The organism is Chromobacterium phragmitis (assembly GCF_003325475.1).
In the GTDB taxonomy this organism is placed as follows: domain Bacteria; phylum Pseudomonadota; class Gammaproteobacteria; order Burkholderiales; family Chromobacteriaceae; genus Chromobacterium; species Chromobacterium phragmitis.
Window position 1 is genome coordinate 19547 of the sequence record NZ_CP029495.1, and the last position, 24560, is coordinate 44106.

A 24560-nucleotide genomic window follows, 5' to 3' on the forward strand; every position below is an offset into this window, starting at 1 on the left:
TTCTTTGCATTTCGCTTCAAAAAGCACGCAGCATGGACTCATCAAACTCTCTTAGCGATTCGATTCCATGCGGTCTGTATTCATATGGGAAGATGAGCCGCAGCCCATTTCTAGTCAATAATTCAACGGCTTCAGCATAAGAGTGCTCTCTAGCCTTAAGCAGCACCTTGAGATGAGTGGGCAACATATCCAGCGTGCCTTTTCCCATGTATGCTTCAATCACCTTGGAGGACTGGCTAAGATATGCATCTAGATTTGGACATAGATTGCGTTTCATGATCCATGGCAAGCCGCGACAAATTCGATTGACGGCGACTTGAGTCCTGCCTTTTATGCCCCCCCAGTACGCTCCAGCGCGCAACGCGGCTCCGACATGCTGGGTCGCACGACAGTAATGACAGAGCACCAACCAGTTTTCTTCAATCAGGCTCTGATAATCGCCATCCAGCGGCTCTCCCTCCAGGAAGGACAAGGCGCGGTAACCACAAAAAGCGCAACAATGCCCCCTGGCCTCGAACAGTTCGCTGAGAAAGCTGCTGTCTGGCTCCGCCGCCAGCTGGTATAGCTCGCCATCCTCAATGCCTGGATAGTCCCGGTTCTTTAACACCAGCCCATTAATCATTTATATGTTTCATAAAATTATAATTATAACGAACATTATATACGAAAATTTCACTGGCACACCAATGAAAAACCCGCCGGGACTGGCGGGCTTGCGCAAGACTGGCTGCCTTGAGACGACTGGAAAATTCAGCCCCCATGCGGCAAGGGGCATCGATGCATGCGGCGCCATGCTGCGACATCCGTTTGCCGCCAGCGACTCCTTAGAATAGCGATGCCGCGCCCAGTCCGATCCAGTTCGGCGCGAAATAAGCGATCACGCCTCCCAAGCCGGCAAGCACCGCGGTCTTCATGTGCCCCCGATCTTCCCGCCCCGGCTTGCCGCTGACATATACGTTCCATGCCGCGAATCCCATGCATGCGATCCCCACCAGCTGCAGCCCCGTGGCCAACGCTGTTTGCGCCGTGCTGAAGATGGTGTTGACCTTCTCCACCGTTTCCACCAGCGATCCTTCGCGAGTCACCTGAGGCGCAGCGGACACGGCTGCGGAAACGCCCGACAACGCCATCACCAGAGGAGCGTACAGGTAGTGGATGCCGATTTTCTTGCCCTTCATTCACATCTCCTAGTTAAATATAGATACTATTTAATTAAATTTTTCACATCAGGCCAGGGAAAGTGTTTTTTACCAGATTCCAACAATCCTCCATGTAGTACAGCATCACCCCGGCAAGAAAAAGAACTATGACCTTCCAGCCATCGCCCGCTTGGGCAAAGCGCGCATCCCCAGCCTTATACAACGACCAGCCCGCCTTCCCCATGGATAGCAGACCAAGAAACTGGCATCCGGCATACACCGCCTGCCGAATCGCGTTTCCCGCCTGCAATGCATCGCCCGTCAACAGCGTTTGGTCAAACATCATTTGCCTCCGATAACCGCATCATCGAGAAACAACACGCCTACCAGCTCGTTCCTGTCCAATACGATTTCAGGCTTATTGAACCGCGCGGCGCCGGCCGCCGCCAGTTGGGACACAGCCTCCACCGTTTTCCCAAGGGCATACTTCCCCGGCTGATCGATTTTCGGCACAGTCGTAACCGAACCACCCGTCGAAATGGTGGTCTCGCCGCCACTGGTCAGAGCCGACGCATAATTCCCCAAGAAGGCTCCAGCGGCCAGCATGCCGAACCGGTCCAGATAGTGTCCGTTCACCGCGCTCGCAACCGCTTGAGAATTGGTGCTCTTATCCACGAGAACCGCATCTACGGCCACAACCCTGCCATCGGCCAGACGCATCTTGGAAAGCTTGACAATCAAAGCGTCATAACCCTCCGCATAGGATCCAAACAGCTGCGCGTCGCGCCTAACGCCATCCTCCACAATTCTCACGATGACCGTGGTGCCTTGTTGATACGATGAAGTCCGGCTTACGGTAACGGCGGCCAACCGTTCGCCGATCGAAGCGACTTTCTGCGCCCGATCCGCCGGGGTTCCCGGCGGCAGGCCATGCGCTTCTTCCTGCCTCCCCGCATTAGATGGCGCATGGCCATACCAATTGACCACCTTCTTATCCGGAGCGCCCTCCTTGGACCCGCCGCCTTGAAACCTTCTCATCCAATCCGTCTGCCGCTGCACAGCCTGGGCGTCGACAGGCGGAGGCATTTGCCCCTGTGGGATCGGCGGCATCTGCCCGCCCCCCTGAGACAGGGCGCCGCCATCTGGACGCTCGCTCAACGCGCCGACTTCAGCCACATAGGCCCCGCCGCTCGCGATCGCATCCCTCTGCCTCCCCTCTTGCTGCCCATTCAGCAAGGCGTCTGCCGTCGGATAAAGCGCGGGCTGGCTATGGTTATCCATGCCAGGCAAAGCCCCGCCGTCCGCCTTCCCGGACTCTTTCAATTTCTCGGGCGTGCTGGCCAGGCTGATTTCATCCGCTTTCTTGCCGTCCTTCGCCGCATTGAGCCTCTTCAGCCCCCAGGCGCCGCCAAAGAACAACAACGCGATCACCCCCAGAACGGCCAGCCTCTTCTTGCTCGCCGCGCCCCCATGGCCCGCCTCCCCCGCTTGAGGCGGCTGGCTATCGAAATCCACCGCTTCCTTCTTGTCACTCATCAGGCAACCTATCGAATCACAATTGCTCGAGACGCGCCGCCTACACCCGCCACCACCGATGCTGGCCGGTAGTCGAATTCGTAGGCCACGCCCCCATCGTCGTCCCGTGTCGTCGTGCGGAAATTCCTGGGAGACAACAAGGTTACGCCCGGCCTCATCTTGATGAAGTAATGGCCATCCGAAATGCGCTTCCACACTCGGAGCGCATCTCCGCCGGAATGCGCGACCACGACCATCTCGTCTCCCACCGTCTCCTTCAGCACCGACAACAAAGCACCGGACAACGGCGTCTGGTATTCATCGCCCTTGCCCGCCCCCCCTCCCAGCCATGTCAATCTCAAATCCGCGGCGAAATCCACCTTTTCCCCGCCTTTGGGAAAAGACGACCGCACCCGCACCACGACCGGTCGAAAAGAACCGGAGGGGAAAATCGTCACCGTCGTCGCCCCGGACCCGACCGGATCGATCACGATCGCATCCTTGGCCTCGCTCCCTCCGCCATTGCCCGAGCCGGGGCCCGGCGCACCTTGCGCATCTCCCGGAATCGGATAAACGGACAGAATCGCCAAGCCAGGCACGTTGCCAGCGATCTTTACCGGCTGGCCCGCCACATCCGTCAACCGCAGGGTAAGCGGATATCCAACCGCGACATTGACATCAACGGTCTGTCCCGCTCTCACCGGAATGGTCTTTTGCTCGCCGGCAACCGACGGCGAATCCCTCAACTTCTCCACGCGCTCCACCTGGCGTCGATAAAGCTTGATCTGGCCGGGATCGAACGGGACCGCGTCCTTAACCACCGCGCCAAAAACCGGATCGGCGTCCATCGCCCTTTGCAATGGATCTTTCGATGCTTTCCTGATGGGTTGCGCACCCGCCGGAGCTTGCCTTGAGCCCGCCGACGACACGGCCAAGCGCGGATCATTGGCGCTGCCGGTCTGAAACTGCCCGGCGCCCGCCTGCGGATCCGCCGCCACGACCTGCGCGGACCACAACGCCAATGCGAGCATGCCTAATGGTTTCTGCAGCATGCCTACCCTCTGTCCTTGATCATGTAAAACGCAAGAATCCGGTAGTCCTTGACGCCATTCACCGTCAGCAACCCTATAGCCACTTTGAACTTCATCGTATTGTCGGAACGTTGCGTCCGGTTCAGATAAGACAGTGTGCCTTTCGCCTCGAATTCCCAGGCATCCACCCCGCCCTGCACACCCTTTGCCACAAGAACCGGCGAACTGGTGAACTTCATATTGCTGATGAGCTCGTTCTGCACCACTGAGCGGAAGGTTCCGGAAGCATCGAGCTCATTCTTGAAAGTCAGCCAAGCGTCTTCCGTGAAGAACTGGCGCGATGCCTCCGAGAAATGAGAATCCAGCTCGGTCCAGTTGTAATTCAGTATCTTGGGCAGCGCATAGCTGACCCATTGCCCTGCCTGATCCTCGTTGAAAACCGGCGACGCCTTGGTCAAAAGCTGGTATTGCCTGCCATCCGGCGTGACTGCGATAAAGTTGGGAGGCGGGTCTTTCTTCTTCACCAAGGCGACCAAGCCAATCTGCTGCAAGACACAAACCACCGCCAAGCCCAGGATGACCAATGTCTTGCGGCGGCCGTCATGGCGCAGATTGCCCTCTTCGCCCAGGCTGCTCCTCAGGGCCTGATCAATCTCTTTCTCGTTCATATCTAGCAGAGACATTGTCTTTCCGAGGTTTTTATTTAATAAAATATATACTTCATCAAACATTTTAACAACCAACCCATGAAATTGCCAACTGCTTTTATCCATAGCCATTGCCAGCCCAACTCATTCGGCGTATCAATTGCCGTCATCCATTCGTCCGGAAACCGCCATGCATGACGATCACCAACTGGCCGCGCTGGCTGCCGCAGCCGCCGCGGCGCTGCTGCTGGAACTGCGCGGCGCCGCCGCCCAAGACAGCAAAGCGCTTGGCGCTCGCGGGGATGCGGAATCCAACGCCTTGATCCTTCAAACGCTGCGCGCGGCTCGGCCGGAAGACGGCGTGCTGTCCGAAGAATCCGTCCCGGCGCCCTCCAGGCTGACGCAGCACCGGGTCTGGATCGTAGATCCGCTGGACGGCACCCGCGAATATGGCGAATCCTGCCGCGAAGATTGGGCGGTGCACGTGGCGCTGTCCGTGGATGGCCAGCCTGCCGCGGCGGCTGTCGCCCTGCCTGCCCGAGAAGAGTTGTTTGCCACTCCCGCCCCCGCGCTCGCCCCCGCGCCGCCAGGCCGGCTCAAGATACTGGTCAGCCGCAGCCGGCCGCCAGCGCTGGCCGAACGCGTCGCCGCCCGGCTGGACGCCGAGCTGGTGCCGATGGGCTCGGCCGGCGCCAAGGCGATGGCGGTGCTGCGCGGCGAGGCCCACGCCTACCTGCACGCCGGAGGCATGAACGAATGGGATACCTGCGCGCCGGTGGGCGTGGCGCTGGCAGCCGGCCTCTACGCGTCGCGGATAGACGGCTCGCCCTGCGTGTTCAATCAGGCGGACGTGAAGATGCCGGACCTGCTGATCTGCCGGCCGGAGCTGGCGGAGACGCTGCTGGCGGCTATCGCCGCGGAAGCCGGCTGAGACGCCGCCACTGAACAGCCCCATCTGAACCCAAACGCGCGCGGCCGCGATACTGGCGCCGGATCAACACGCCAGAAGAAAGGCCGCACCATGTCCGAAGTAACCGTCACCATCGGCGTCTGCGGCGACGCCGCTACCATCAATCTGCCATCCTACACTCCGCAATCGCCAGGCGCGCGCAAACGCGGGATCGAAGGCAAGCTGCGGGAAATCCTCAGCGGCGCGGACAGCGACGGCGATGGCCATCTTCTCGCCTATCGCGTACCCCAGGACTTCCCCACCCCCTGGGAGGCAATGGACTTCCTGCGCGGCAAGCAGATAGGCGCCGGCACCCTCGTGCGCATCAGCGTAGCCGATGGCGTATACGCCTTGCCGCCAGGCGCGACGCTGGAACTGTCCCACCCACAGGGCGACCAGATTCAGCTGATAGGGAATCAGACCGACCCGGCCAAGTGCGTGTTGATGGCCAACTTTCCGCCCACCAACAACGCAGTCGCATGCTCAAACGGCCATCGTTTCGGCCTGCTGGACGGTTTCCGCGTGGATCTGCCGCAGAAGGCGAGCAAGCCCAACAATGTGTCTGGCATCATCGCCGTCAACGGTTCTTACATCAATCTGGGAAGCAAAATCCAGGTCAACAATTTCTACTACGGCATCAATGCTTCCTACGGTTCGACCATCAACGCGGATTTCGCTCAGGTGAGCAATGCCGGCGATGTCGGCATCTGGGCTTTTTGCGGGTCGCAAGTCAGTGCCCGCCATGCCCGCTCCAGCAATTGCATAGACCGGGACAATAAATGGGGCTACGGCTTCCAGGCCGAATACGCGTCACAAATCGACTGCGAAGGCGCTTATGCGAGCGGCAACCTGAACGGCGGCTTTGCAGCGCTGTCCGGCTCCGTCACCCGTGCGCTCAACACCATCAGCGAGAACAATCTAGGATCCGGCTATTTTTCACTATTCAGAGGAGTCGTCGAAGCCTGGGGCGGGCAAGCCCGGAACAATGGCAGGTTTGGCTGGGAATGCGCAGACGGCAGCGGCATGATTTACGGTGTGGACTCCCAGCAAGATACATTGGGAACATGCAATCACTACGCCACGCTAGACACCGCCGGTGATCAAGGCCGCCTGCTTGCAACGCGAGGGCCGCTGCGCATGGATACCGCAACCCATGAAAGCATCTACTTCAACACTGGCGGCGGCCTGCAAGCGGAAATCCGAAATCAGGACCAGGCTGAAAACCATGTGCTCCTGCAAGGCAGCCAAATCGGTAAGCCCGCGCTAGTTTCCGTGGATGGAAAAGATCAGAACATTGATCTGGCGCTACGCCCCAAAGGCTCTGGCTCTGTCCAATTGGGTGCAAGCTATCACGAAGGTGCGCCGATGGGAGCCCGCTTTATCGAGGTCAAAGGTGCCGACGATGCAAAACGCCAAGTATGGGTAGCAAGCGGCTTCATGGAAATCAAGGATGCCGATGGCGTGATGCGCAAAGTATTGCTGGCCTGACAAGGCTTCCGATCAAGAGGGCGCGCTGCTCCCTCTTTTTTGCAGATCAGGCAGGCATGACGCCGTTTGGCAGCCACGCTGCTATCGGCCCCAGATTGAGATGCCTCTCCAACATGTCCGCCAATTTGTCGATATTGGCCTCGCGCAGCGCCGGGTAGTCCAGCGCCTCGGGCTCCGCCAATCCCGCCCAGCGCAGGATGGCCTGGCAGGCGGCGGGCTCGTCGAACACGCCGTGCAGATAGGTGGCGAAGATCTGGTCGTCTTCCGAACGCGCGCCGTCGGCCGAGCCATCGTCGAATCTCACCGCAGGCTTACCCAACGCTGGCCCGGCGCTGACCCCCATATGGATTTCGTAGCCGGCGGCCTCGGCGTCGCCCAATGTCAGCCGGCCGCGCATCCGCGTCAGCCGCTTCTCCGGCGCCAGGGTGGTTTCCATGTCCAGCCAGCCCAGGCCGTCGCCGCTGCCCGGCTCGCCTTCCAATCCATCCGGATCGTGCAGCTTCTTGCCCAGCATCTGCAGGCCGCCGCAAATGCCCAGCACCTTGCCGCCGTAGCGCAGATGGCGGCGCAGCGCCTCCTCCCAGCCTTGGGCGCGCAGCCAGGCCAAGTCCGCCAACACGTTCTTGCTGCCGGGCAGCACGATCAAATCGGCCGGCGGGATGGGCTGGCTGGCGCGCACCAGGGTGAACTCCACCTGCGGATGCAGGCGCAACGGATCGAAATCGGTGTGGTTGCTGACGCGCGGCGCGGCCGGCGCGGCCACGCGCAGCTTGTCGCCGCCGCCCAATGCGCCGCCGGGCTTGTCCAGCCCCATGCTGTCCTCGGCCTCCAGGTGCAGGTCGTACAGATAGGGCAGCACGCCCAGCACCGGCTTGCCGGTGTGGTTCTCCAGCCAGTCGACGCCAGTCTGGAGCAGGGACGGATCGCCGCGGAAGCGGTTGATCACCAGGCCGACGACGCGCGCGCGTTCGGATTCGGACAGCAGCGCCAGCGTGCCGGCCAGATGGGCGAACACGCCGCCGCGCTCGATGTCAGCCACCAGGATCACCGGGCAGTCCACCGCCTCGGCGAAGCCCATATTGGCGATGTCGCCGTCGCGCAGATTGATCTCTGCCGGGCTGCCGGCGCCCTCGGCGACGATGCACTGGTATTGCGCCGCCAGCCTGGCGTGCGACGCCAGCACCGCCTGCATCGCGACGGGCTTGTAGCCGTGATAGCCGCGCGCCTCCATATTGCCGATGGCGCGGCCCTGAATGATCACCTGCGAGCCGGTATGGCTGTTGGGCTTGAGCAGCACCGGGTTCATGTCGGTGTGCGGCTCCACGCGGCAGGCCAGCGCCTGCACCGCCTGCGAGCGGCCGATCTCGCCGCCGTCCGCCGTCACCGCGCTGTTGAGCGCCATGTTCTGCGGCTTGAACGGCGCCACCCGCACGCCGCGGCGGGCCAGCAGCCGGCACAGGCCGGTGGCCAGCGCGCTCTTGCCGGCGTCGGACGTGGCGCCCTGGATCATGATGGTTTTGGCGGTCATGGCGATCTCCCTGCGCATGGATGGCTGACAACGCTTAGAATGGCGGCTTGATTCATTCCGGCCGCCCCGCGCGCAAAACGCTTGCGCATTGGATAATTCCGAGCGGCGGCCGGCCATTATATAGGACCGCTTGTTGAATTCCGCATTGTTTCTGCCGATCGCGCTGCTGCTGGACCGTCTGCTGGGCGAGCCGCCGCGCTGGCATCCGCTGGTCGGCTTCGGCCGGCTGGCCAAGGCCATGGAGCGGCTGGCCTACCCATCCGCGCCGGAGGCTGAGCCGGTCTGGCGCATGCGGCTGCGCGGCGCGGCCGCCATCTCGCTGCTGATCCTGCCTTTCACGCTGCTGGCCTGGGCGCTGGCGAAACTGCCGTGGCTGGGCGCCATCGTTCCCATCGTCCTGCTGTATCTGGCCGTCGGCGCGCAGAGCCTGGCCCAGCACGCCGAAGTGGTGCGAAAAGCCTTGGCCGACGGCGACCTGGCCCTGGCCCGCGAACGGGTGGGTTGGATCGTCAGCCGCGACACCAGCGAGCTGGACGAAGCCGGCGTGGCGCGCGCGACGATCGAATCGGTGCTGGAAAACGGCAGCGACGCCGTTTTCGCCGCGCTGTTCTGGTTTCTGGTTCTGGGCGCGCCGGGCGCGGTGCTGTACCGGCTGTCCAACACGCTGGACGCGATGTGGGGCTACAAGAACGATCGCTATCTGCACTTCGGCTGGGCCGCCGCGCGCTTCGACGATGTGCTGAATTACGTCCCGGCGCGGCTGGCCGCCCTCACCTATCTGCTGCTGGGCCATGCCGCCGACGGCTGGCGCTGCTGGCGCGCCCAAGCCCCCACCTGGTACAGCCCCAACGCCGGCCCGGTGATGGCGGCCGGCGCCGGCGCGCTGGGCGTCAGCCTGGGCGGCGGCGCGCGCTATCACGGCCAATGGAAGGAACGTCCGCCGCTCGGTTGCGGTCCCACGCCCACGCACGAAGACATCGGCCGCGCGGTGCAGCTGGTCAACCGAGGCATGTGGCTGTGGGCGGCATTGTCGCTGGCGGCCGCCATTTTGATCGGAGCGATTCATGCTTGAACACGGAGGCGGCCTGCTGCGCGCCGCGGCTGAATACGGCATTCCGGCCGGAGACTGGCTGGACCTGTCCACCGGCGTCAATCCCAATGGCTGGCCGGTGCCGCCGCTGTCTGCCGACAGCTGGCTGCGACTGCCGCAAAACCATGACGGACTGGAAGCGGCGGCGGCGGAATATTATGGCAGCGACAAGCTGCTGGCCATGGCCGGCTCGCAGCCGGCGATCCAGCTGCTGCCGCGGCTGCGCTCGCCCTGCCGCGTCGGCATGCTGGCCCTGTGCTACGCCGAGCACCCCCACCACTGGCAGAAGCGCGGACACCAGCTGTTCCGCCTGTCGCCGGATGAGCTGGCCGCCGGCATAGACCAGTTGGACGTGGTATTGCTGTGCAACCCCAACAACCCCACCGGCGACCGCTTCGACCCGGCCCTGTTGGAAAGCTGGCGGCAGCGGCTGGCCGCGCGCGGCGGCTGGCTGGTGGTGGATGAGGCGTTTCTGGATGCCGCGCCGGAAGACAGCATGCTGCCGCGCATCGGCAAGCCGGGGCTGATCGTGCTGCGCTCCATCGGCAAGTTCTTCGGCCTGGCCGGCGCGCGCGCCGGCTTCGTGTTCGGCTGGCCGGAACTGCTGCGGGCGCTAGCCGAAGAGCTGGGGCCGTGGGCGGTGGCTGGCCCAGCGCGCGAGGCGGTGAAGCTGGCGCTGCGCGACACGGCCTGGCAACAGGCGATGCGAACCAGGCTTCGGCGCGACAGCTCCAGACTGCAACGCTGCCTGGAGCGGCACGGCCTGCCGCCTGCCGGCGGCTGCGAGCTGTTCCAGTGGAGCCCCCATGAAAACAGCCTGTCGACGCATCGCTACCTGGCCGGCCGCGGCATCCTGACCCGCTATTTCGAGTCCATCTCCAGCCTGCGCTTCGGCCTGCCCAAAACCGATCAGGACTGGGTTCGGCTGGAGCAGGCGCTGACTGACTGGCGACGCTTGTAATCAGAACCATTACTGTTCACAGCCCACCGCTAGTCGCGTATCATCCGGCTCAATCATGACGGTGCCCCTCGAGGGTGAAACGGGAACGCGGTGCGAAACCGCGGCTGCCCCCGCAACTGTAAGCGCAGAGTCCACGCCAGACGCCACTGATCCATTGCGGTCGGGAAGGCGGCGCCCGGGCGATGACGCGCGAGCCAGGAGACCGGCCGTCATACGTGTCGACGCAAGCAGAAGCCGGACGGGGTGTGCCGGGGGATACGCACAAGCTCCGCTCATGGATACAAGACGGAAGGAAGTGCCCTCGCCTGCGCGACGAGTATCGTCTCCGAGGGCACCATGCAACCATCCACCACGCTATCCGCTGGCCGCCGCCTGGCGCGCCACGCTCCCATACTCGCCGGACTGATCCTGGCCAACCTGCTGGCCTGGGCCTGGGCTTTCGCCGCTTTCGCCGACTACCCGGCCCAGCTCGCCACCGCCCTGCTCGCCTATCTGTTCGGCCTGCGCCACGCGGTGGACGCCGACCACATCGCCGCCATCGACAACACCGTGCGCAAGATGATGCAGGAGAAACGCCAGCCATCCGCGGTGGGCCTGTTCTTCTCGCTTGGCCACTCGGCGGTAGTGGTGTTCGCCGTCGCCGCCATCGTGATGGCCGCCACCGCGCTGCAAAACCGCATCACCGGCTTCCGAGAAATCGGCGGCACCATCAGCGTCTGCGTGTCCGCATTTTTCCTGCTTGCGCTGGCCATGATCAACCTATCCTCCCTGCGCGCGGTATGGGCCGCCTTCCGCCGCGCCCGCGCCGGCGAGGCCATCTGCGACGAGCAACTGGACCTGCTGCTGAATAATCAGGGCCTGCTCGCGCGCCTGCTGCGCCCCTTGTTCAAGATGGTGACCAAGAGCTGGCACATGCTGCCCATCGGCTTTTTGTTCGGACTGGGCTTCGACACCGCCACCGAGATCGGCCTGTTCGCCATCGCCACCACCCAAAGCGCGCACGGCGTGGCGCTGTGGCACATCATGGTGTTCCCGGTGCTGTTCGCCGCCGGCATGGCGCTGGTGGATACGCTGGACAGCCTGCTGATGGTGGAAGTGTACGGCTGGGCCTTCGTCAAGCCGGTGCGCAAGCTCTGGTACAACCTGACCATCACCTTCGTCTCCGTCGTCGTCGCCGTCGGCATCGGCGGGCTGGAAGCGCTGGGCCTGCTGGTCAACAAGATGCGGCTGTCAGGCGGCGCATGGGACGTGGTGGCGGAGATGAACGAGAACCTGGCCCACTTCGGCTACTTCGTGGTCGGCGTATTCCTGTTCACCTGGCTCGCCTCCGCCGTCATCTACAAATGGAAGCGTTTCGACCAATTGTCTCCGGAGATTCGATGAGAACGCACGACAAACACGTGTTGATGTGCACCGGTCCGCGCTGCACCCCTGACGGCCAGGGCTCGGAAGCGATGTTCCTGCACCTGGGCCGCGCCATAGACGCCTGCGAAGGCCTGCGCGCCAAGCGCACCCGCAGCCACTGCTTCGCCGTGTGCAAGGAAGGCCCGGTGATGGTGGTGTATCCGGATGGCGTCTGGTACCGCAAGGTCAGCGAGGCCGACGTCGAGCGCATCGTCTGCCAGCATCTGAAAGACGGCTCGCCCGTCGAAGAATTGATCTTCCATAAAACCGGCATCGGCGACATCGAAACGGAACCGCAGGCATGAACGCAGAAATCGCACTATTGAGCCACGCCGGCACCGACCTCGCCGCGCTGTCGCGCGCGCGCTGGCCGGAAGATTTCCCCGCCGTCGCCGGCATCGCGCTGCAAGGCATCAGCGACGAAGCCGCGATGCGGGCGCTGCTGGACGGCCAATTGGCCGATGTCCGCGCCATCGTGCTGCGCGTGCTGGGCCGCGCCGACGCGATACCTGGCCTGGAGCAGTTGCTGGCTCACGCCCGACGGCTGCAGGCCGCGGTCATCGTGGTCAGCGGCACCGGCGAGCCGGACCCGGAGCTGCAGGCGCTGTGCAGCGCGCCGGTATCGCTGCAGCAGGACGTTCACGCCTATCTGCAGGCCGGCGGCAGCGCCAACCTGGGCGAGATGATGCGCTGCCTGGCGGATAGACTGCTGCTGACCGGCTTCGGTTATCAGTCGCCTCAACCGCTGCCCGAGCACGGCGTCTACCACCCGGAGCTGGCCGCGCCCTGCTCGCTGGAAGATTGGCTTGAAATCCGCGATCCGGACTGGCCTAGCGTCGGCCTCTGCTTCTACCGCGCCCACTGGCTGTCCGGCAACACCCGCTTCATCGACCTGCTGGTGGACTGCCTGGCCGAGCGCGGCGTCAACGCGCTGCCGGTGTTCACCTCGTCCTTGCGGACCATAGACCAGGGTGGCCTGCCGGCGGCGCTGGCGCTGCTGGCCGACCCGCGCGCCCAGGTGTCCTTGCTGATCAACACCACCTCGTTCGCGATGGGTGACATCAACAACGACGGCCCCACCCAGCCCGGCTGGGCGGTGGAAGCGTCGGACCAGCTGGATCTGCCGGTGCTGCAAGCCATCACCAGCAGCATGACCCGCGAGCAGTGGGAAGCGTCCGACCGCGGCTTCAACCCGCTGGACACCGCGATGAACGTGGCGCTGCCGGAGTTCGACGGCCGCATCATCGGCGTGCCGCTGAGCTTCAAGCAGCCGGCGGAAGCCGGCCAGGCCGAGCAATACGCGCCGCTGCCGGACCGCGCCCGCCGCCTGGCCGGCATCGCCGCGCGCTTGGCGCGGCTGCGTCATGTGGAAAATGCCGACAAGCGCATCGCCTTCATCTTCACCAACTCCAACAGCAAGGCCTCGCAGATAGGCAACGCGGTGGGTCTGGACTCGCCTGCGTCCCTATACGCGATGCTGCGCGGCATGCAAGGCCGCGGCTACCGGATGGATGAGCTGCCGCCGGACAGCGATGCGCTGATGCACGAGCTGATAGACCGCGGCGCTTACGACCAGGACTACCTGAGCGCCGAGCAGATGAAAAACGCCGCCGCGCGCGTGCCGGCCAAGCGCTACCAGGCCTGGTTCGACGAGTTGCCTGACGCGCTGCGCGGCAAGATGCTGCAGCGCTGGGGCCAGCCGCCGGGCGGCGCCTACGTCGACGGCGACGAGCTGGTGTTCTCCGGCCTCGATTACGGCAATGTCTTCGTCGCGCTGCAGCCGCCGCGCGGCTACGGCATGGACCCGGATGCCATCTACCACACCCCGGACCTGCCGCCCACCCACCACTACTACGCGCTGTACCGCTGGCTGCGCGACGACTGGCGGGCCGACGCCATCGTCCACGTCGGCAAGCACGGCACGCTGGAATGGCTGCCGGGCAAGGGCGTGGGCCTGTCGCAGAACTGCTTCCCGGACGCGCTCTTGGGCGACATGCCGCTGTTCTACCCCTTCATCGTCAACGATCCGGGCGAAGGCTCGCAGGCCAAGCGCCGCGGCCACGCGGTGATCATCGACCACCTGACGCCGACGATGACCACTGCCGACAGCTACGGCCCGCTGGCGCAGCTGACCCAGCTGGTGGACGAGTACTACCAGGTGGAACTGCTGGACCCGAACAAGCTGCCGCTGCTGCAGCAGCAGATCTGGGACCTGATCAAGGAAGCCAAACTCGACACCGACCTGGCGGCGATGCTGAAGCACGACCACGATCACGGGCACGAGCATCATCACAACCATGGCCATGATCACCACGGCCACGATCATGATCACCCGCATGGCGGACACCGGCACGCGCCCGCCGCCGTCCACGGCAAGTACCGGACTCAAGCGGCCAAGCCGGCGGCCGCGATGAAGCCGGCGACGGCCGCGGCGGCGAAATACCGCCCAGCCAAGGCCGCGCACGGCCACGATCATGGACACCATCATGGCGACCACGACCATCACCACGGCCACCATGATCACCATCACCATGACCATCACGGCCACAGCCACGACCACCACGACCATGACCACGACTGGGACGACACGCTGAACGAAGACGGCGTGCCCTTGAGCCTGGCCAAGATGGATGGCGTGGACGTCGCCCACCTGATCGAGGACATAGACGGCTATCTGTGCGAGCTGGGCGCGGCGCAGATCCGCGACGGCCTGCACGTGCTCGGCAACGCGCCGCAGGGCGAGGCGCTGGTCGACATGCTGCTGGCGCTGACCCGCTTGCCCAATCTGGGCATCCCCGGCCTGCCCGCCAGCGTGGCGTCGGCTTGCGGCGGCGACTGGCCGCTGTGGCAGCAGGACCAGGGCAAGCGGCTGGCCGAAGCCCCCGCGGCCTTGCAAGCGCTGGCCGGCCAAGCCTTGGTCACCCGCGCCGACGCGCACGACGCGGTGATGAAGCTGTCGCGCGCGCTGATCGCCGAGCTGGCCGCGCGCGGCTACCACGCCGCAGCCATCCCGGCCGCTGTCGAAAACATCCTGCCCGGCATCGAGCCGCACGCTAATCTGGAGCGGGTGCTGAACTTCGTCTGCGCCGAACTGTGCCTGAAGCTCGCCCGCACCGCCGAGGAGATAGACAATCTGTTGCGCGGCCTGGAAGGCGGCTACGTGCCGGCCGGCCCCAGCGGCGCGCCGACGCGCGGCATGGCCCACATCCTGCCCACCGGCCGCAATTTCTACTCGGTGGACCCGCGCAGCCTGCCCTCGCAAGCCGCCTGGCGCATAGGCGACGGCCTGGCCCGCGAGATGCTGGCCCGCCACCTGAAGGAAACCGGCCAGTATCCGGAATCGGTGGCCATCAGCGTGTGGGGCACCAGCGCGATGCGCACCCACGGCGACGACATCGCCGAAATCCTGTCGCTGCTCGGCGTCAAGCCGCGCTGGCAGCAGGAAAGCCGCCGCGTGCAGGGTCTGGAGGTAATCCCCCTGGCCGAGCTGGGCCGGCCGCGCATCGACGTCACCGTGCGCATCAGCGGCTTCTTCCGCGATGCCTTCCCCCACCTGATTGCTCTGGTGGACGAGGCGGTGCACACCGTGGCGCGGCTGGACGAGCCGGCGGAGCAGAACTTCCTGCGCAAGCACTACCTGGCCGACCTGAAGAACGAACTATTGGGCAAGCTGCCCGACGCCGACGCGCAATCGCTGTACCGCGTGTTCGGCGCCAAACCGGGCAGCTACGGCGCCGGCATCCTGCCGCTGATCAACGAGCAGAACTGGCAGAACGACGCCGACTTCGCCACCGCCTACGTCAACTGGGGCGGCTACGCCTACGGCCGCGAGGCCAACGGCGCCGACGCCCGCGACGCGCTGCGCCACCGGCTGGCCGGCGTTGAGGTGGCGCTGCACAACCAGGACAACCGCGAGCACGACATCTTCGACAGCGACGACTACCTGCAATACCACGGCGGGATGATCGCGACGATACGCAGCCTCAGCGGCCGCCAGCCGCGCGCCTTCTTCGGCGACAGCCACAATCCGGAAGCGCCGGCGGTTCGCGGGCTGAAGGAGGAAGTGCTGCGGGTGTTCCGCTCGCGGGTGGCCAACCCAAAGTGGATAGCCGGCATCCAGAAGCACGGCTACAAGGGCGCGCTGGAGCTGACCGCCACCGTCGATTACCTGTTCGGCTACGACGCCACCGCCCAGGTGGTGGACGACTGGGTCTATGAACAATTGGCGCAAAGCTACGCGCTGGACCCGTCTATGCAGCAGTTTTTCGCCGACAGCAACCCGTGGGCGCTGAACGCCATCACCGACCGCCTGCTGGAAGCCGCGCAGCGCCAGCTGTGGGCCGAGCCGGACCCGGACACGCTGGCCGCCCTGCGCCAGCTGCACCTGGATAGCGAAGCGCTGCTGGAAGCGCGCGGAGAAAACAAAGCATGAGCCCGATTTACCCCTTCGCCGCCATCGTCGGCCAGGAACAACTGAAGCAGGCGCTGCTGATCTGCGCCGTCGATCCGACGGTCGGCGGCGTGCTGGTGCGCGGCGACAAAGGCAGCGCCAAGAGCACCGCCGCCCGCGGCCTGGCCGCCGTGCTGCCGGCGATACGCCGGGCGGCCGGCTGCGGCTACAACTGCGAGCCCGACCATCCGCTGCCGCTGTGCCCGGTGTGCTCCGGCGACGCGCGCGCGCTGCATGACGGCCCGGTGCCCTTCATCAACCTGCCGCTGGGCGCCACCGAGGACCGCGTGCTGGGCAGCCTGGACTTCGAAAAGGCGCTGCAGGGCGGCAAGCAGGCGTTCAAGCCCGGCCTTTTGGCGGCGGCCCACCGCGGCATGCTCTATATCGACGAAGTGAATCTGTTAGCCGACCATCTGGTGGACGTGCTGCTGGACGCCGCCGCGATGGGCGTCAACACCGTCGAGCGCGAGGGCCTGGCGGTCAGCCACCCGGCGCGGGTGACGCTGCTCGGCACCATGAACCAGGAGGAAGGCGATCTGCGGCCGCAATTGCTGGACCGCTTCGGCCTGATGGTGGACGTGGCCGCGCCGCGCGAGCCTGCCCTGCGCGCCGAGGTGGTGCGCCGCCGCCTGGCCTTCGAGGCCGATCCGGCCGGCTTCGCCGCCCAGTGGCAGGCCGACAGCGAGGCGCTGCGCGAAAACATCGCCGCCGCCCGCGCGCTGCTGCCGCAAACCCGGCTCAGCGACAGCCTGTTCCACTTCGTCAGCGAACTGTGCTGCGAATTCGACGTCTCCAGCCTGCGCGCCGACATCGTGCTGAACAAGGCCGCGCGCGCGCTGGCCGCGCTGGACGGCCGCGCCGACGCCAGCGCAGAAGACATCCGCGACGCCGCCCGACTGGTGCTGCCGCACCGCCGCCGCCGCAAACCGTTCGAGCAAAGCGGGCTGGACCAGGACAAGCTGGAGCAGATGACGCGGCAAGCGTCCAACCCGCCCCCTCCGCCAACGCAAGACCAAGGCGACGCCACGCAGCCGCCGCCGGATGGCGACAGCGAGCAGGAACAGAATCCATCCGGCCACGGCTCGGAGCAGATTTTCGCCGCCGCGCCGGCCGGCGACATCGCCCGCATCCGCGTCCAGGCGCCCTCGTCCGGCGACGCGGCCGGCCGCCGCAGCGACGGCGCCAGCCGCCAGCGCGGCCATTACGTGCGCGCCGAAGCCAATCCGCAGCCGGCACAGCTGGCGGTGGACGCCACGCTGCGCCACGCGATCTTGCGCGATCCGGACAATTTTTCCGTCACCCGCGCCGACCTGCACGACAAAGTCCGTGTCGCCAAGCAAGGCAACCTGATCCTGCTGGTCGTCGACGCGTCCGGATCGATGGCCGCGCGCCAGCGGATGGAGCAGGTCAAGGGCACGGTGCTGAGCCTGCTGGAAGACGCCTACCGCCGCCGCGACCAGGTGGCGCTGATCGCCTTCCGCGGCCAGCAGGCCGAACTGCTGCTGCCGCCGTGCAACCGCGTCGAGCAGGCCGAGCTGGCATTGCGCGAGCTGCCCACCGGCGGCCGCACGCCGCTGGCCCACGCCTTGGCGCTGGCCGCTGACACGCTGTCCCGCCAACTCGGCGGCCCGGCGCCGCTATTGGTCATCCTCAGCGACGGCCGCGCCAATGTGGCGCTGGACGGAGACGGCGACCCGTGGCGGCAGGCGCTGGACCTGGCCGGCCAGCTGGCCGGCGCGCCGGCGCTGGTGCTGGACACCGAGCAAGACTTCGTCCGCCTGGGCCGCGCCCGCGAGCTGGCCGAGGCGCTGGGCGCGGAATACCTGGCTTGCGACGCCCTCACCGGCGAGCAGCTGACATTGACGATTCAACAAAGACTGGGCCGCTGAGATGACGGGCAAGGTTTACCTGATAGGCGCCGGCCCCGGCGACCTGGAAATGCTGACGCTGAAGGCCGCGCGCTGCCTGCAGCTGGCCGATGTGGCGCTAGTGGACGATCTGGTGCATCCGGACATCCACACCCTGCTGCGGCCGGATACCGAAATCGTGCCGGTCGGCAAGCGCGGCGGTTGTCCGTCGACGCCGCAGGCGGCCATCGAGCAGCGGATGATAGACGAGGCCCGCGCCGGCAAGACGGTGGCGCGCCTCAAGGGCGGCGACCCCTTCGTCTTCGGCCGCGGCGGCGAGGAAATGCTGACGCTGCAAGCGGCCGGCGTCGAGGTGGAGATCGTCAACGGCCTCAGCGCCGGCCTGGCGGTGCCGGCCACGCTGGGCATTCCGCTGACCCACCGCCATTTCGTCCACGGCGTTTGTTTCGTCTCCGGCCACCCGCACCAGGACGGCGACGAACCCAACTGGCAGGCGCTGGCGCAAAGCGGCATGACGCTGGTGATCTATATGGGCGTCAAGCGGCTGCCCTTGATCCGCGCCGAACTGCTGCGCCACGGCCTGAAACCCGACACCCCGGCGGCGGCGATAGAAAACGGTACGCTGCCGCAGCAGCGCCAGGTGCTGAGCACGCTGGACGCGCTGAAACAAGACATGCGCGCGGCCGGCATCCACAGCCCGGCGCTGATCGTCATCGGACCGACGGTGGCGCTGGCGTCCTGTAGCCCGTCCGCCGCCAACGAAACAAGGAAGGAATACGCATGATCATCTGCATAGGCGCCGGCCCCGGCGACATCGGCTACCTGCCGCAACGCTCCGCCCAACTGATACGCGAGGCCGACGTGGTGGCCGGCTTCAACGCGGTGGTGGACGTGGTGCGCCCGCTGATCCCCGACAGCGCCGAAGTGATACAGATGGGCTACCGCGACCAGGTGGCCCAGCTGGACATCGTCGCCGAGCGCCACCATGCCGGCAAGAAGTGCGTGGTGGTGTTCATGGGCGACATCCACTTCAGCGGCTTCCAGTACCTGGAGCGGGTGGAGCGCGCCTGCGGCCACCCGGTGGAAACGATACCCGGCATCTCCTCGGCGCAGATCCTGGCCTCGCGCGGCAAGGTGTGTTTCGACGAGACCAGCTTCATCACCTTCCACCGCCGCGGCGACCTGACTCCGTTCAAGCGCCACCTGATTCACGTGCTTCAAGACGGCCGCAACGCCATCGTGATCCCCTGCCCGTGGGACGAAGCGCGCTCCTTCATGCCCTGGCACATCGCCGCCTACCTGCTGGAAAACGGCATCCCGGCCGGCCAGCCGGTGGAGGTGTGGGAAAACCTGACCCGCAACGAGGCGGAATGGCGCGGCACGCTGGCCGAGTGCGCCGAGCAGCGCTTCTCCGACATGAGCATCATGCTGATCCGCACGCTCGCGCCGATGGACAGCCAGATCGAGCCGACCCACAAATGAGCCAATCAGACTACGCCATCGTGCTGGCCGGCCACGGCAGCCGCGACCCGGACGGAGTGAACGAATTCATGCAGCTGGTGGACGCGCTTAAGGCGCGCGCCGGCGAGCGCCCCGTCGCCCACGGCTTTCTGGAGTTCGCCCGCCCGACCATAGACGAGGCGGTGGACCAGGTGATCGCCGCCGGCGCCAAGACCGTGGTGATGGTGCCCGGCGTGCTGTTGGCCGCCACCCACGCCAAGAACGACATGCCCAGCGAGCTGTTGGCGCTGCGGCAGGCGCACCCGGGCGTAGCCTTTCACTTCGGCGCGGCGCTGGACCTGCATCCGCGGCTGCTGGCGCTGTGCCGCCAGCGCATCGTCGAGGCCGAGGCCGCGTCTCCGCAGACCGTCTCGCGCAACGACGCCTGTCTGGTCGTCGTCGGCCGCGGCACCTCGGACCCGGACGCCAATTCCGAAATCTCCAAGCTCGCGCGGATGCTGGAGGAAGGCCTGGGCTTCGCCGCCTCCTTCGTCTGCTATTCCGGCACCGCCAAGCCGCTGGTGGCCGACGGTCTGCGCGCCGCCGCCATGCTCGGCTACCGCCGCATCGTGGTGCTGCCCTACTTCCTGTTCGACGGCGTGCTGGTCAAGCGCATCTACGGCGCGGCCGCGGACCTGGCGGCGCGCCATCCGGAGATCGAGGTGCTGAGCACTGCTTATCTGGGCCCGGCCCCGCAAGTGGCCGAGGTGTTTCTGGAGCGGGCGCAGGAAGGCGCGGAGGGCCGCGCGGCGATGAACTGCGCGTTGTGCAAGTACCGGGTGCAGATCGTCGGCTTCGAGCAGCAAGTGGGCGAGCCGCAGCGCGGCCACCACGGCAAGGTGCGCGGCCTGCTGGAACGCGAGCCTGCCGCCAATCAGCCGCCGGCCTGGAAACGCTACACCCCGCATCCGATCGAAGCGGAAAGCATGCGCATCATAGACGAGGGCCGCGACTGGTCCGCCTTCCCGGCCGAGCAGCGCACCGCGCTGATGCGGCTGGTGCACACCACCGGCGACTTCAACAGCGTCGACGATCTGTTCTTCTCGGCCGGCGCCTGCGAAACCGGCATGCGCGCGCTGCTGCGCTGCCGCCGCGTGGTCACCGATGTCACCATGGTGGAAACCGGCCTCAAGCGCGAGGTGCTGCGCCAGCTGGAAGTGGAAACCTGGTGCGGCGTGCACGACGAGGAAACCCGGCTGCTGGCCGAGGCCAGCGGCCTCACCCGCTCCGCCGCCGGCATCCGCCGCGCCTGGCAGAAGTTCGGCAACGACTGCGTGGTGGCGATAGGCGACGCGCCGACCGCCATCCGCGAAGTGGTGCGGCTGGTGCGCGATCACGGCTGGCGGCCGCAGTTGGTCGTCGGCCTGCCGGTGGGCTTCGTCGGCACCCGCGAATGCAAGGAAGAGCTGCGCGCGCTGCTGCAAGTGCCGCGCATCACCAACCGCGGCACCCGCGGCGGCTCGCCGTGGGCGGCCACCGTGGTCAACGCGCTGATGATAGACGCGATCGAACACGTCCATCAGCAGCAGCAACGGGAAGAATGAGCCCGGTGCGCCAGCCCTACGACCTCGCCGCCCCCGCGCCCAACGGCATGCGCCGCGGCCGCACCACCGGCAGCTGCGCCACTGCCGCCGTCAAGGCGGCGCTGATGCTGCTGCTGGACGGCGTCGACGCCGACGAGGTCTTCATCAGCCTGCCGGACCCGGATTTCTATCTGGCGGTGCCGGTGCAGAGCGTGGCCTGGCTGGACGAAAACACCGTGCGCGCCGAAGTGCTGAAGTACGCCGGCGACGACCCGGACAACACCGACGGCGCGACGATCTTCGCTGAGGTGAAAGTGAACGGCAGCGGCGCGCTGCGCTTCCTGGCCGCGCCCGGCGTCGGCATGGTCACCCAGCCCGGCCTGCGCATCCCGCCCGGCGAGCCGGCGATCAACCCGGTGCCGCGGCAGATGATGCGGATGGCGGTGGACGAGGCACTGGCCGGCCGGCCCGACCCCGGCGTCGACCTGGCGATAGGCTGCGTGGACGGCGACAAGATCGCCAAGCGCACCTTCAACCCGATGCTGGGCATCGTCGGCGGCATCTCGATCCTGGGCACCAGCGGCATCGTCGAGCCGATGTCGCAGGCGGCGTGGATCGCGTCGATCGAAGTCTATGTGCGGGTGGCGCTGGGCGAGCTGCCGACTGCCATCGCCTTCACCCCCGGCAAGATAGGCCGCGGCTACGCCGCCGACACGCTGGGGCTGGAAAAAAAGCAGGTGGTCCAGATCGCCAACTTCGTCGGCGACTCGCTGGACTTCGCCGAGTCGGTGCTGATCGAACAGGGCCGCATCCTCGACACGCTGTGGGTGCTGGGCCACCCCGGCAAGATCGCCAAGCTGCTGGACGGCGTGTGGGACACCCACTCCGGCAAGAGCGGCATGGCGATGGACGCCGTCGCCGGCGTCGCCGCCGACCTGGGCCATGCGCCCGAATTGGTGGCGCAAATCAAACAAGCGAATACCGTGGAGAACGTAGTGCAGATCATGAGCAGCCAGCCGGACGCGCGCGGCTACTGGATGGAGATAGAACGCCGCACCGCCGCGCGGATGGCCACCAAGGTGCCCAGCGTGCGGCAAGTGGCGGTGCGCCTCTTTGGCATGGACGGCACGCCGCTGGGAGAGGCCACATGAAGCTGGGCAAGCTCATAGGCATAGGCGTGGGACCGGGACCGGCCGGTTTGATTCCGGTGGCGGCGCTGGCAGCGCTGCGCGAAGCCGACATCGTCTACCTGCCGCGCGCGACCTCCAGCGACACCTCCGTCGCCCGGCAATGCCTGTCCGGGCTGGCGCTGGACGAAAGCCGCTTTCGCGAAATCGAGTTCGAAATGAATCCGGACCGCGGCGCGCTGTCGCGCCATTACGGCGCGCTGGCCGAGCGGCTGGCCGCCGAATTGGAAGCCGGCCGGAATGTCGCCTACCTGACCATAGGCGATTCGATGACCTACTCCACCTACGGCTACCTGCTGGCGGCGCTGCGCGAAATGCTGCCGACGCTGGAGACGCAAACCTTCCCCGGCGTCACCAGCTTCGCCGCCACCGCGTCGGCGCTGTCCTGGCCCTTGGGCGAAGGCAAGGAACGCATCCTGATCCTGCCCTGCCCGGACGAGATGGCCGCGCTGCGGGCCGATATCGACAGCCATGACCTCATCGTGCTGATGAAGATAGGCAAGCGGCTGCCGGACGTGCTGGCGCTATTGAACCAGATGGGCATCGCCCAGTTGTGCGCCTTCGCCCGCCGCATCGGCCTGCCCGGCGAAGTGCTGTGCGCCGACGCCTCGCAATTGACGGCCGAGGCCAGCGGCTACCTCGCCACCATGCTGATCCGCAAGACAGCCAGAGAAAGACGCCACTCATGAAAGTGTATTTCATCGGCGCCGGCCCCGGCGCCGCCGACCTGATCACGCTGCGCGGCAGCCGCCTGTTGGGCGCGGCGCCCATGGTGCTGTACGCCGGCTCGCTGGTGCCGGCGGAGATGCTCGGCCACTGCCGCCCGGACGCGGAGATCCACGACACCGCCGAACTGAACCTAGACCAGCAGGAGGCGCTGTATCGCCGCGCCCAGGCCGAGGACAAGGACGTCGCCCGGCTGCACTCCGGCGATCCGGCAATCTACGGCGCCACCAACGAGCAGATGCGCCGGCTGGAAGCGCTTGGTATCAAATACGAGGTCGTCCCCGGCGTGTCCTCGTTCACCGCCGCCGCCGCCGCATTGGGCAGCGAGCTGACCCGGCCCGAGGTGTCGCAATCCATCATCCTGACCCGCACCAGCGGCCGCGCCAGCGCGGTGCCGGAGACGGAATCCATCGCCAGCTTCGCCGCCCACCGCGCGACGATGTGCATCTTCCTGTCCGGCCAGCGGCTGAAGCAGACCGTCGCCGACCTGTCGCTGCACTACCCGCCCACTACCCCGGTGGCGCTGGTGCGCCGCGCCAGCTGGCCGGACCAGTCCGTCCACCGCTCCACGCTGGGCAAGATGCTGTCCGAAGTGAAGCAAAAGGACTGGCTGCTGACCACGCTGCTGCTGGTGGGCGAGGCGCTGTCGCGCGAAGGCGGCGTCGAATCCAGCCTGTACGCGGCCGGTTTCACCCACATCTTCCGCGACGGCGACGACCGCAAGACCAAGCGGACCAGCCTGCAGAAAGAAAACCAGGCATGAGCCGCGCCGTGTGGCTGGTGCGCGCCGAAGCGCTGCCCTTGGGACAGAAGCTGGCGGCGGCGCTGGACGCCCGGCTGTACCAGCCGTGGCTGGCGCCCGGCGTCAGCGGCCGCGAGCAATTCCGCGCCGCCTTCCACGCGCACAGCCACTGGGTGCTGGTGATGGCCAGCGGCATCGCCGTCCGCTATCTGGACGGCCTGCCGCAAAGCAAGTACAGCGACCCGGCGGTGGTGGTGATGGACGAAGCCGCCCGCTTCGCCATCCCGCTATTGTCCGGCCACGAAGGCGGAGCGAATGACCTTGCCTACGAAGCGGCGCGGCTGACCGGCGCGGTGCCGGCCGTCACCACCGCCACCGAAGCGGTGAAACCTCTAACGCTAGGCATCGGCTGCCGCCGCGGCAAAAGCGCCGAGGCCATCGAACAAGCGGTATTGCAGGCCTTGGCCGGCCGAGCGTTATCCGACGTGCGCGAAGTAGCGACGATAGACCTGAAGGCCGACGAAGAAGGCCTATTGGCATTCTGCGCCCGCCACGCGCTGCCGCTGCGCGTCATCGCCCGCGAAGACGTCGCCGCCCGCGGCTGGACCGGCGCGCCATCGGACTGGGTGCGGCGGAACGTAGGCGTGGACGGCGTGTGCGAGCCCTGCGCGCTGATCGCCAGCCCGCGGGGGCGGTTGATCGTGCCCAAGACGGCATTGGATGGCGTGACGGTGGCCATTGTCGAAGACAGCCTCTTTTAAATACGCAGGCCCAAATGACTTCGACGCCACCCATTCCCCCCTTCGTCCCCG

The 24560-nt window shown here is 66.1% G+C and carries 22 protein-coding genes and 1 riboswitch; of the genes, 15 read left to right on the forward strand and 7 right to left on the reverse strand.

Annotated elements, in window-relative coordinates; genetic code table 11:
• Window positions 1-16: 16 nt before the first annotated feature.
• From DK842_RS00080 to DK842_RS00105, 6 genes are all read right to left on the reverse strand, one after another.
• Window positions 17-622 (reverse strand): hypothetical protein, encoded by a 606-nt coding sequence (locus DK842_RS00080; RefSeq protein WP_114059539.1) that lies wholly within the window; start codon window positions 620-622, stop codon window positions 17-19.
• A 202-nt stretch (window positions 623-824) separates the two neighbouring features.
• Window positions 825-1178 carry a hypothetical protein gene (locus DK842_RS00085; protein ID WP_114059540.1) on the reverse strand — a complete coding sequence of 118 codons (354 nt, stop codon included), beginning with the start codon at window positions 1176-1178 and terminating at the stop codon, window positions 825-827.
• 43 nt (window positions 1179-1221) lie between these two features.
• Window positions 1222-1482 carry a hypothetical protein gene (locus DK842_RS00090; RefSeq protein ID WP_114059541.1) on the reverse strand — a complete coding sequence of 87 codons (261 nt, stop codon included), beginning with the start codon at window positions 1480-1482 and terminating at the stop codon, window positions 1222-1224.
• Window positions 1482-2675, reverse strand: a complete 1194-nt coding sequence (locus DK842_RS00095; protein ID WP_114059542.1) for a hypothetical protein — start codon at window positions 2673-2675, stop codon at window positions 1482-1484. Before DK842_RS00095 ends, DK842_RS00090 begins: the two co-directional genes overlap by 1 nt.
• 8 nt (window positions 2676-2683) lie before the next feature.
• On the reverse strand, window positions 2684-3706 hold the full coding sequence (locus DK842_RS00100; protein ID WP_114059543.1) for a DotH/IcmK family type IV secretion protein: 1023 nt from the start codon (window positions 3704-3706) through the stop codon (window positions 2684-2686).
• A gap of 2 nt (window positions 3707-3708) precedes the next feature.
• The gene (locus tag DK842_RS00105) at window positions 3709-4458 is read right to left on the reverse strand and encodes a DotI/IcmL family type IV secretion protein (RefSeq protein ID WP_168194784.1); all 750 of its coding nucleotides are present in this window, start codon (window positions 4456-4458) and stop codon (window positions 3709-3711) included.
• 64 nt (window positions 4459-4522) lie between these two features.
• Here DK842_RS00105 and DK842_RS00110 point away from each other — a divergent pair, with 64 nt between their 5' ends.
• On the forward strand, window positions 4523-5263 hold the full coding sequence (locus DK842_RS00110) for a 3'(2'),5'-bisphosphate nucleotidase CysQ (protein ID WP_114059545.1): 741 nt from the start codon (window positions 4523-4525) through the stop codon (window positions 5261-5263).
• 90 nt (window positions 5264-5353) lie between these two features.
• Window positions 5354-6769, forward strand: coding sequence for a hypothetical protein (locus DK842_RS00115; protein ID WP_114059546.1), 1416 nt, complete (start codon window positions 5354-5356; stop codon window positions 6767-6769).
• Window positions 6770-6815: 46 nt separating this feature from the next.
• On the opposite strand, the gene DK842_RS00120 is transcribed toward DK842_RS00115, so the two are convergent.
• Entirely contained in the window at window positions 6816-8297 is a 1482-nt protein-coding gene (locus DK842_RS00120) for a cobyric acid synthase (RefSeq protein WP_114063536.1), read from the reverse strand.
• A gap of 133 nt (window positions 8298-8430) precedes the next feature.
• Here DK842_RS00120 and cbiB point away from each other — a divergent pair, with 133 nt between their 5' ends.
• The 13 genes from cbiB to DK842_RS00185 all read left to right on the forward strand — a co-directional run bounded on the left by cbiB (window position 8431) and on the right by DK842_RS00185 (window position 24509).
• Window positions 8431-9369 (forward strand): adenosylcobinamide-phosphate synthase CbiB, encoded by a 939-nt coding sequence (cbiB, locus tag DK842_RS00125; protein WP_114063537.1) that lies wholly within the window; start codon window positions 8431-8433, stop codon window positions 9367-9369.
• Window positions 9362-10348, forward strand: coding sequence for a threonine-phosphate decarboxylase CobD (gene cobD, locus DK842_RS00130; protein WP_114059547.1), 987 nt, complete (start codon window positions 9362-9364; stop codon window positions 10346-10348). Before cbiB ends, cobD begins: the two co-directional genes overlap by 8 nt.
• Before the next feature lie 42 nt (window positions 10349-10390).
• A riboswitch (cobalamin riboswitch) is annotated at window positions 10391-10573 on the forward strand.
• Window positions 10574-10684: 111 nt separating this feature from the next.
• Window positions 10685-11731, forward strand: a complete 1047-nt coding sequence (locus tag DK842_RS00135; protein WP_168194785.1) for a HoxN/HupN/NixA family nickel/cobalt transporter — start codon at window positions 10685-10687, stop codon at window positions 11729-11731.
• Complete coding sequence (locus tag DK842_RS00140) at window positions 11728-12057, forward strand: (2Fe-2S) ferredoxin domain-containing protein (protein WP_114059549.1); 330 nt, start codon at window positions 11728-11730, stop codon at window positions 12055-12057. Before DK842_RS00135 ends, DK842_RS00140 begins: the two co-directional genes overlap by 4 nt.
• Window positions 12054-16184, forward strand: a complete 4131-nt coding sequence (locus tag DK842_RS00145) for a cobaltochelatase subunit CobN (protein ID WP_114059550.1) — start codon at window positions 12054-12056, stop codon at window positions 16182-16184. The genes DK842_RS00140 and DK842_RS00145 overlap by 4 nt, the downstream gene beginning before the upstream one ends.
• A complete protein-coding gene (locus tag DK842_RS00150) occupies window positions 16181-18091 on the forward strand; it encodes a putative cobaltochelatase (protein WP_114059551.1) in 1911 nt (636 codons plus the stop codon). The genes DK842_RS00145 and DK842_RS00150 overlap by 4 nt, the downstream gene beginning before the upstream one ends.
• Before the next feature lies 1 nt (window position 18092).
• A complete protein-coding gene (cobA, locus tag DK842_RS00155; RefSeq protein ID WP_114059552.1) occupies window positions 18093-18854 on the forward strand; it encodes a uroporphyrinogen-III C-methyltransferase in 762 nt (253 codons plus the stop codon).
• Complete coding sequence (locus tag DK842_RS00160) at window positions 18851-19552, forward strand: cobalt-precorrin-7 (C(5))-methyltransferase (protein WP_114059553.1); 702 nt, start codon at window positions 18851-18853, stop codon at window positions 19550-19552. Before cobA ends, DK842_RS00160 begins: the two co-directional genes overlap by 4 nt.
• Complete coding sequence (locus DK842_RS00165; protein WP_114059554.1) at window positions 19549-21114, forward strand: precorrin-8X methylmutase; 1566 nt, start codon at window positions 19549-19551, stop codon at window positions 21112-21114. Before DK842_RS00160 ends, DK842_RS00165 begins: the two co-directional genes overlap by 4 nt.
• Entirely contained in the window at window positions 21111-22244 is a 1134-nt protein-coding gene (cbiD, locus tag DK842_RS00170) for a cobalt-precorrin-5B (C(1))-methyltransferase CbiD (RefSeq protein ID WP_114059555.1), read from the forward strand. Before DK842_RS00165 ends, cbiD begins: the two co-directional genes overlap by 4 nt.
• Complete coding sequence (cobI, locus tag DK842_RS00175; protein ID WP_114059556.1) at window positions 22241-22969, forward strand: precorrin-2 C(20)-methyltransferase; 729 nt, start codon at window positions 22241-22243, stop codon at window positions 22967-22969. The genes cbiD and cobI overlap by 4 nt, the downstream gene beginning before the upstream one ends.
• Window positions 22966-23769 carry a precorrin-4 C(11)-methyltransferase gene (gene cobM / locus DK842_RS00180; RefSeq protein WP_114059557.1) on the forward strand — a complete coding sequence of 268 codons (804 nt, stop codon included), beginning with the start codon at window positions 22966-22968 and terminating at the stop codon, window positions 23767-23769. Before cobI ends, cobM begins: the two co-directional genes overlap by 4 nt.
• Complete coding sequence (locus DK842_RS00185; protein WP_114059558.1) at window positions 23766-24509, forward strand: cobalamin biosynthesis protein; 744 nt, start codon at window positions 23766-23768, stop codon at window positions 24507-24509. The genes cobM and DK842_RS00185 overlap by 4 nt, the downstream gene beginning before the upstream one ends.
• The last annotated feature ends 51 nt before the right edge of the window (window positions 24510-24560 follow it).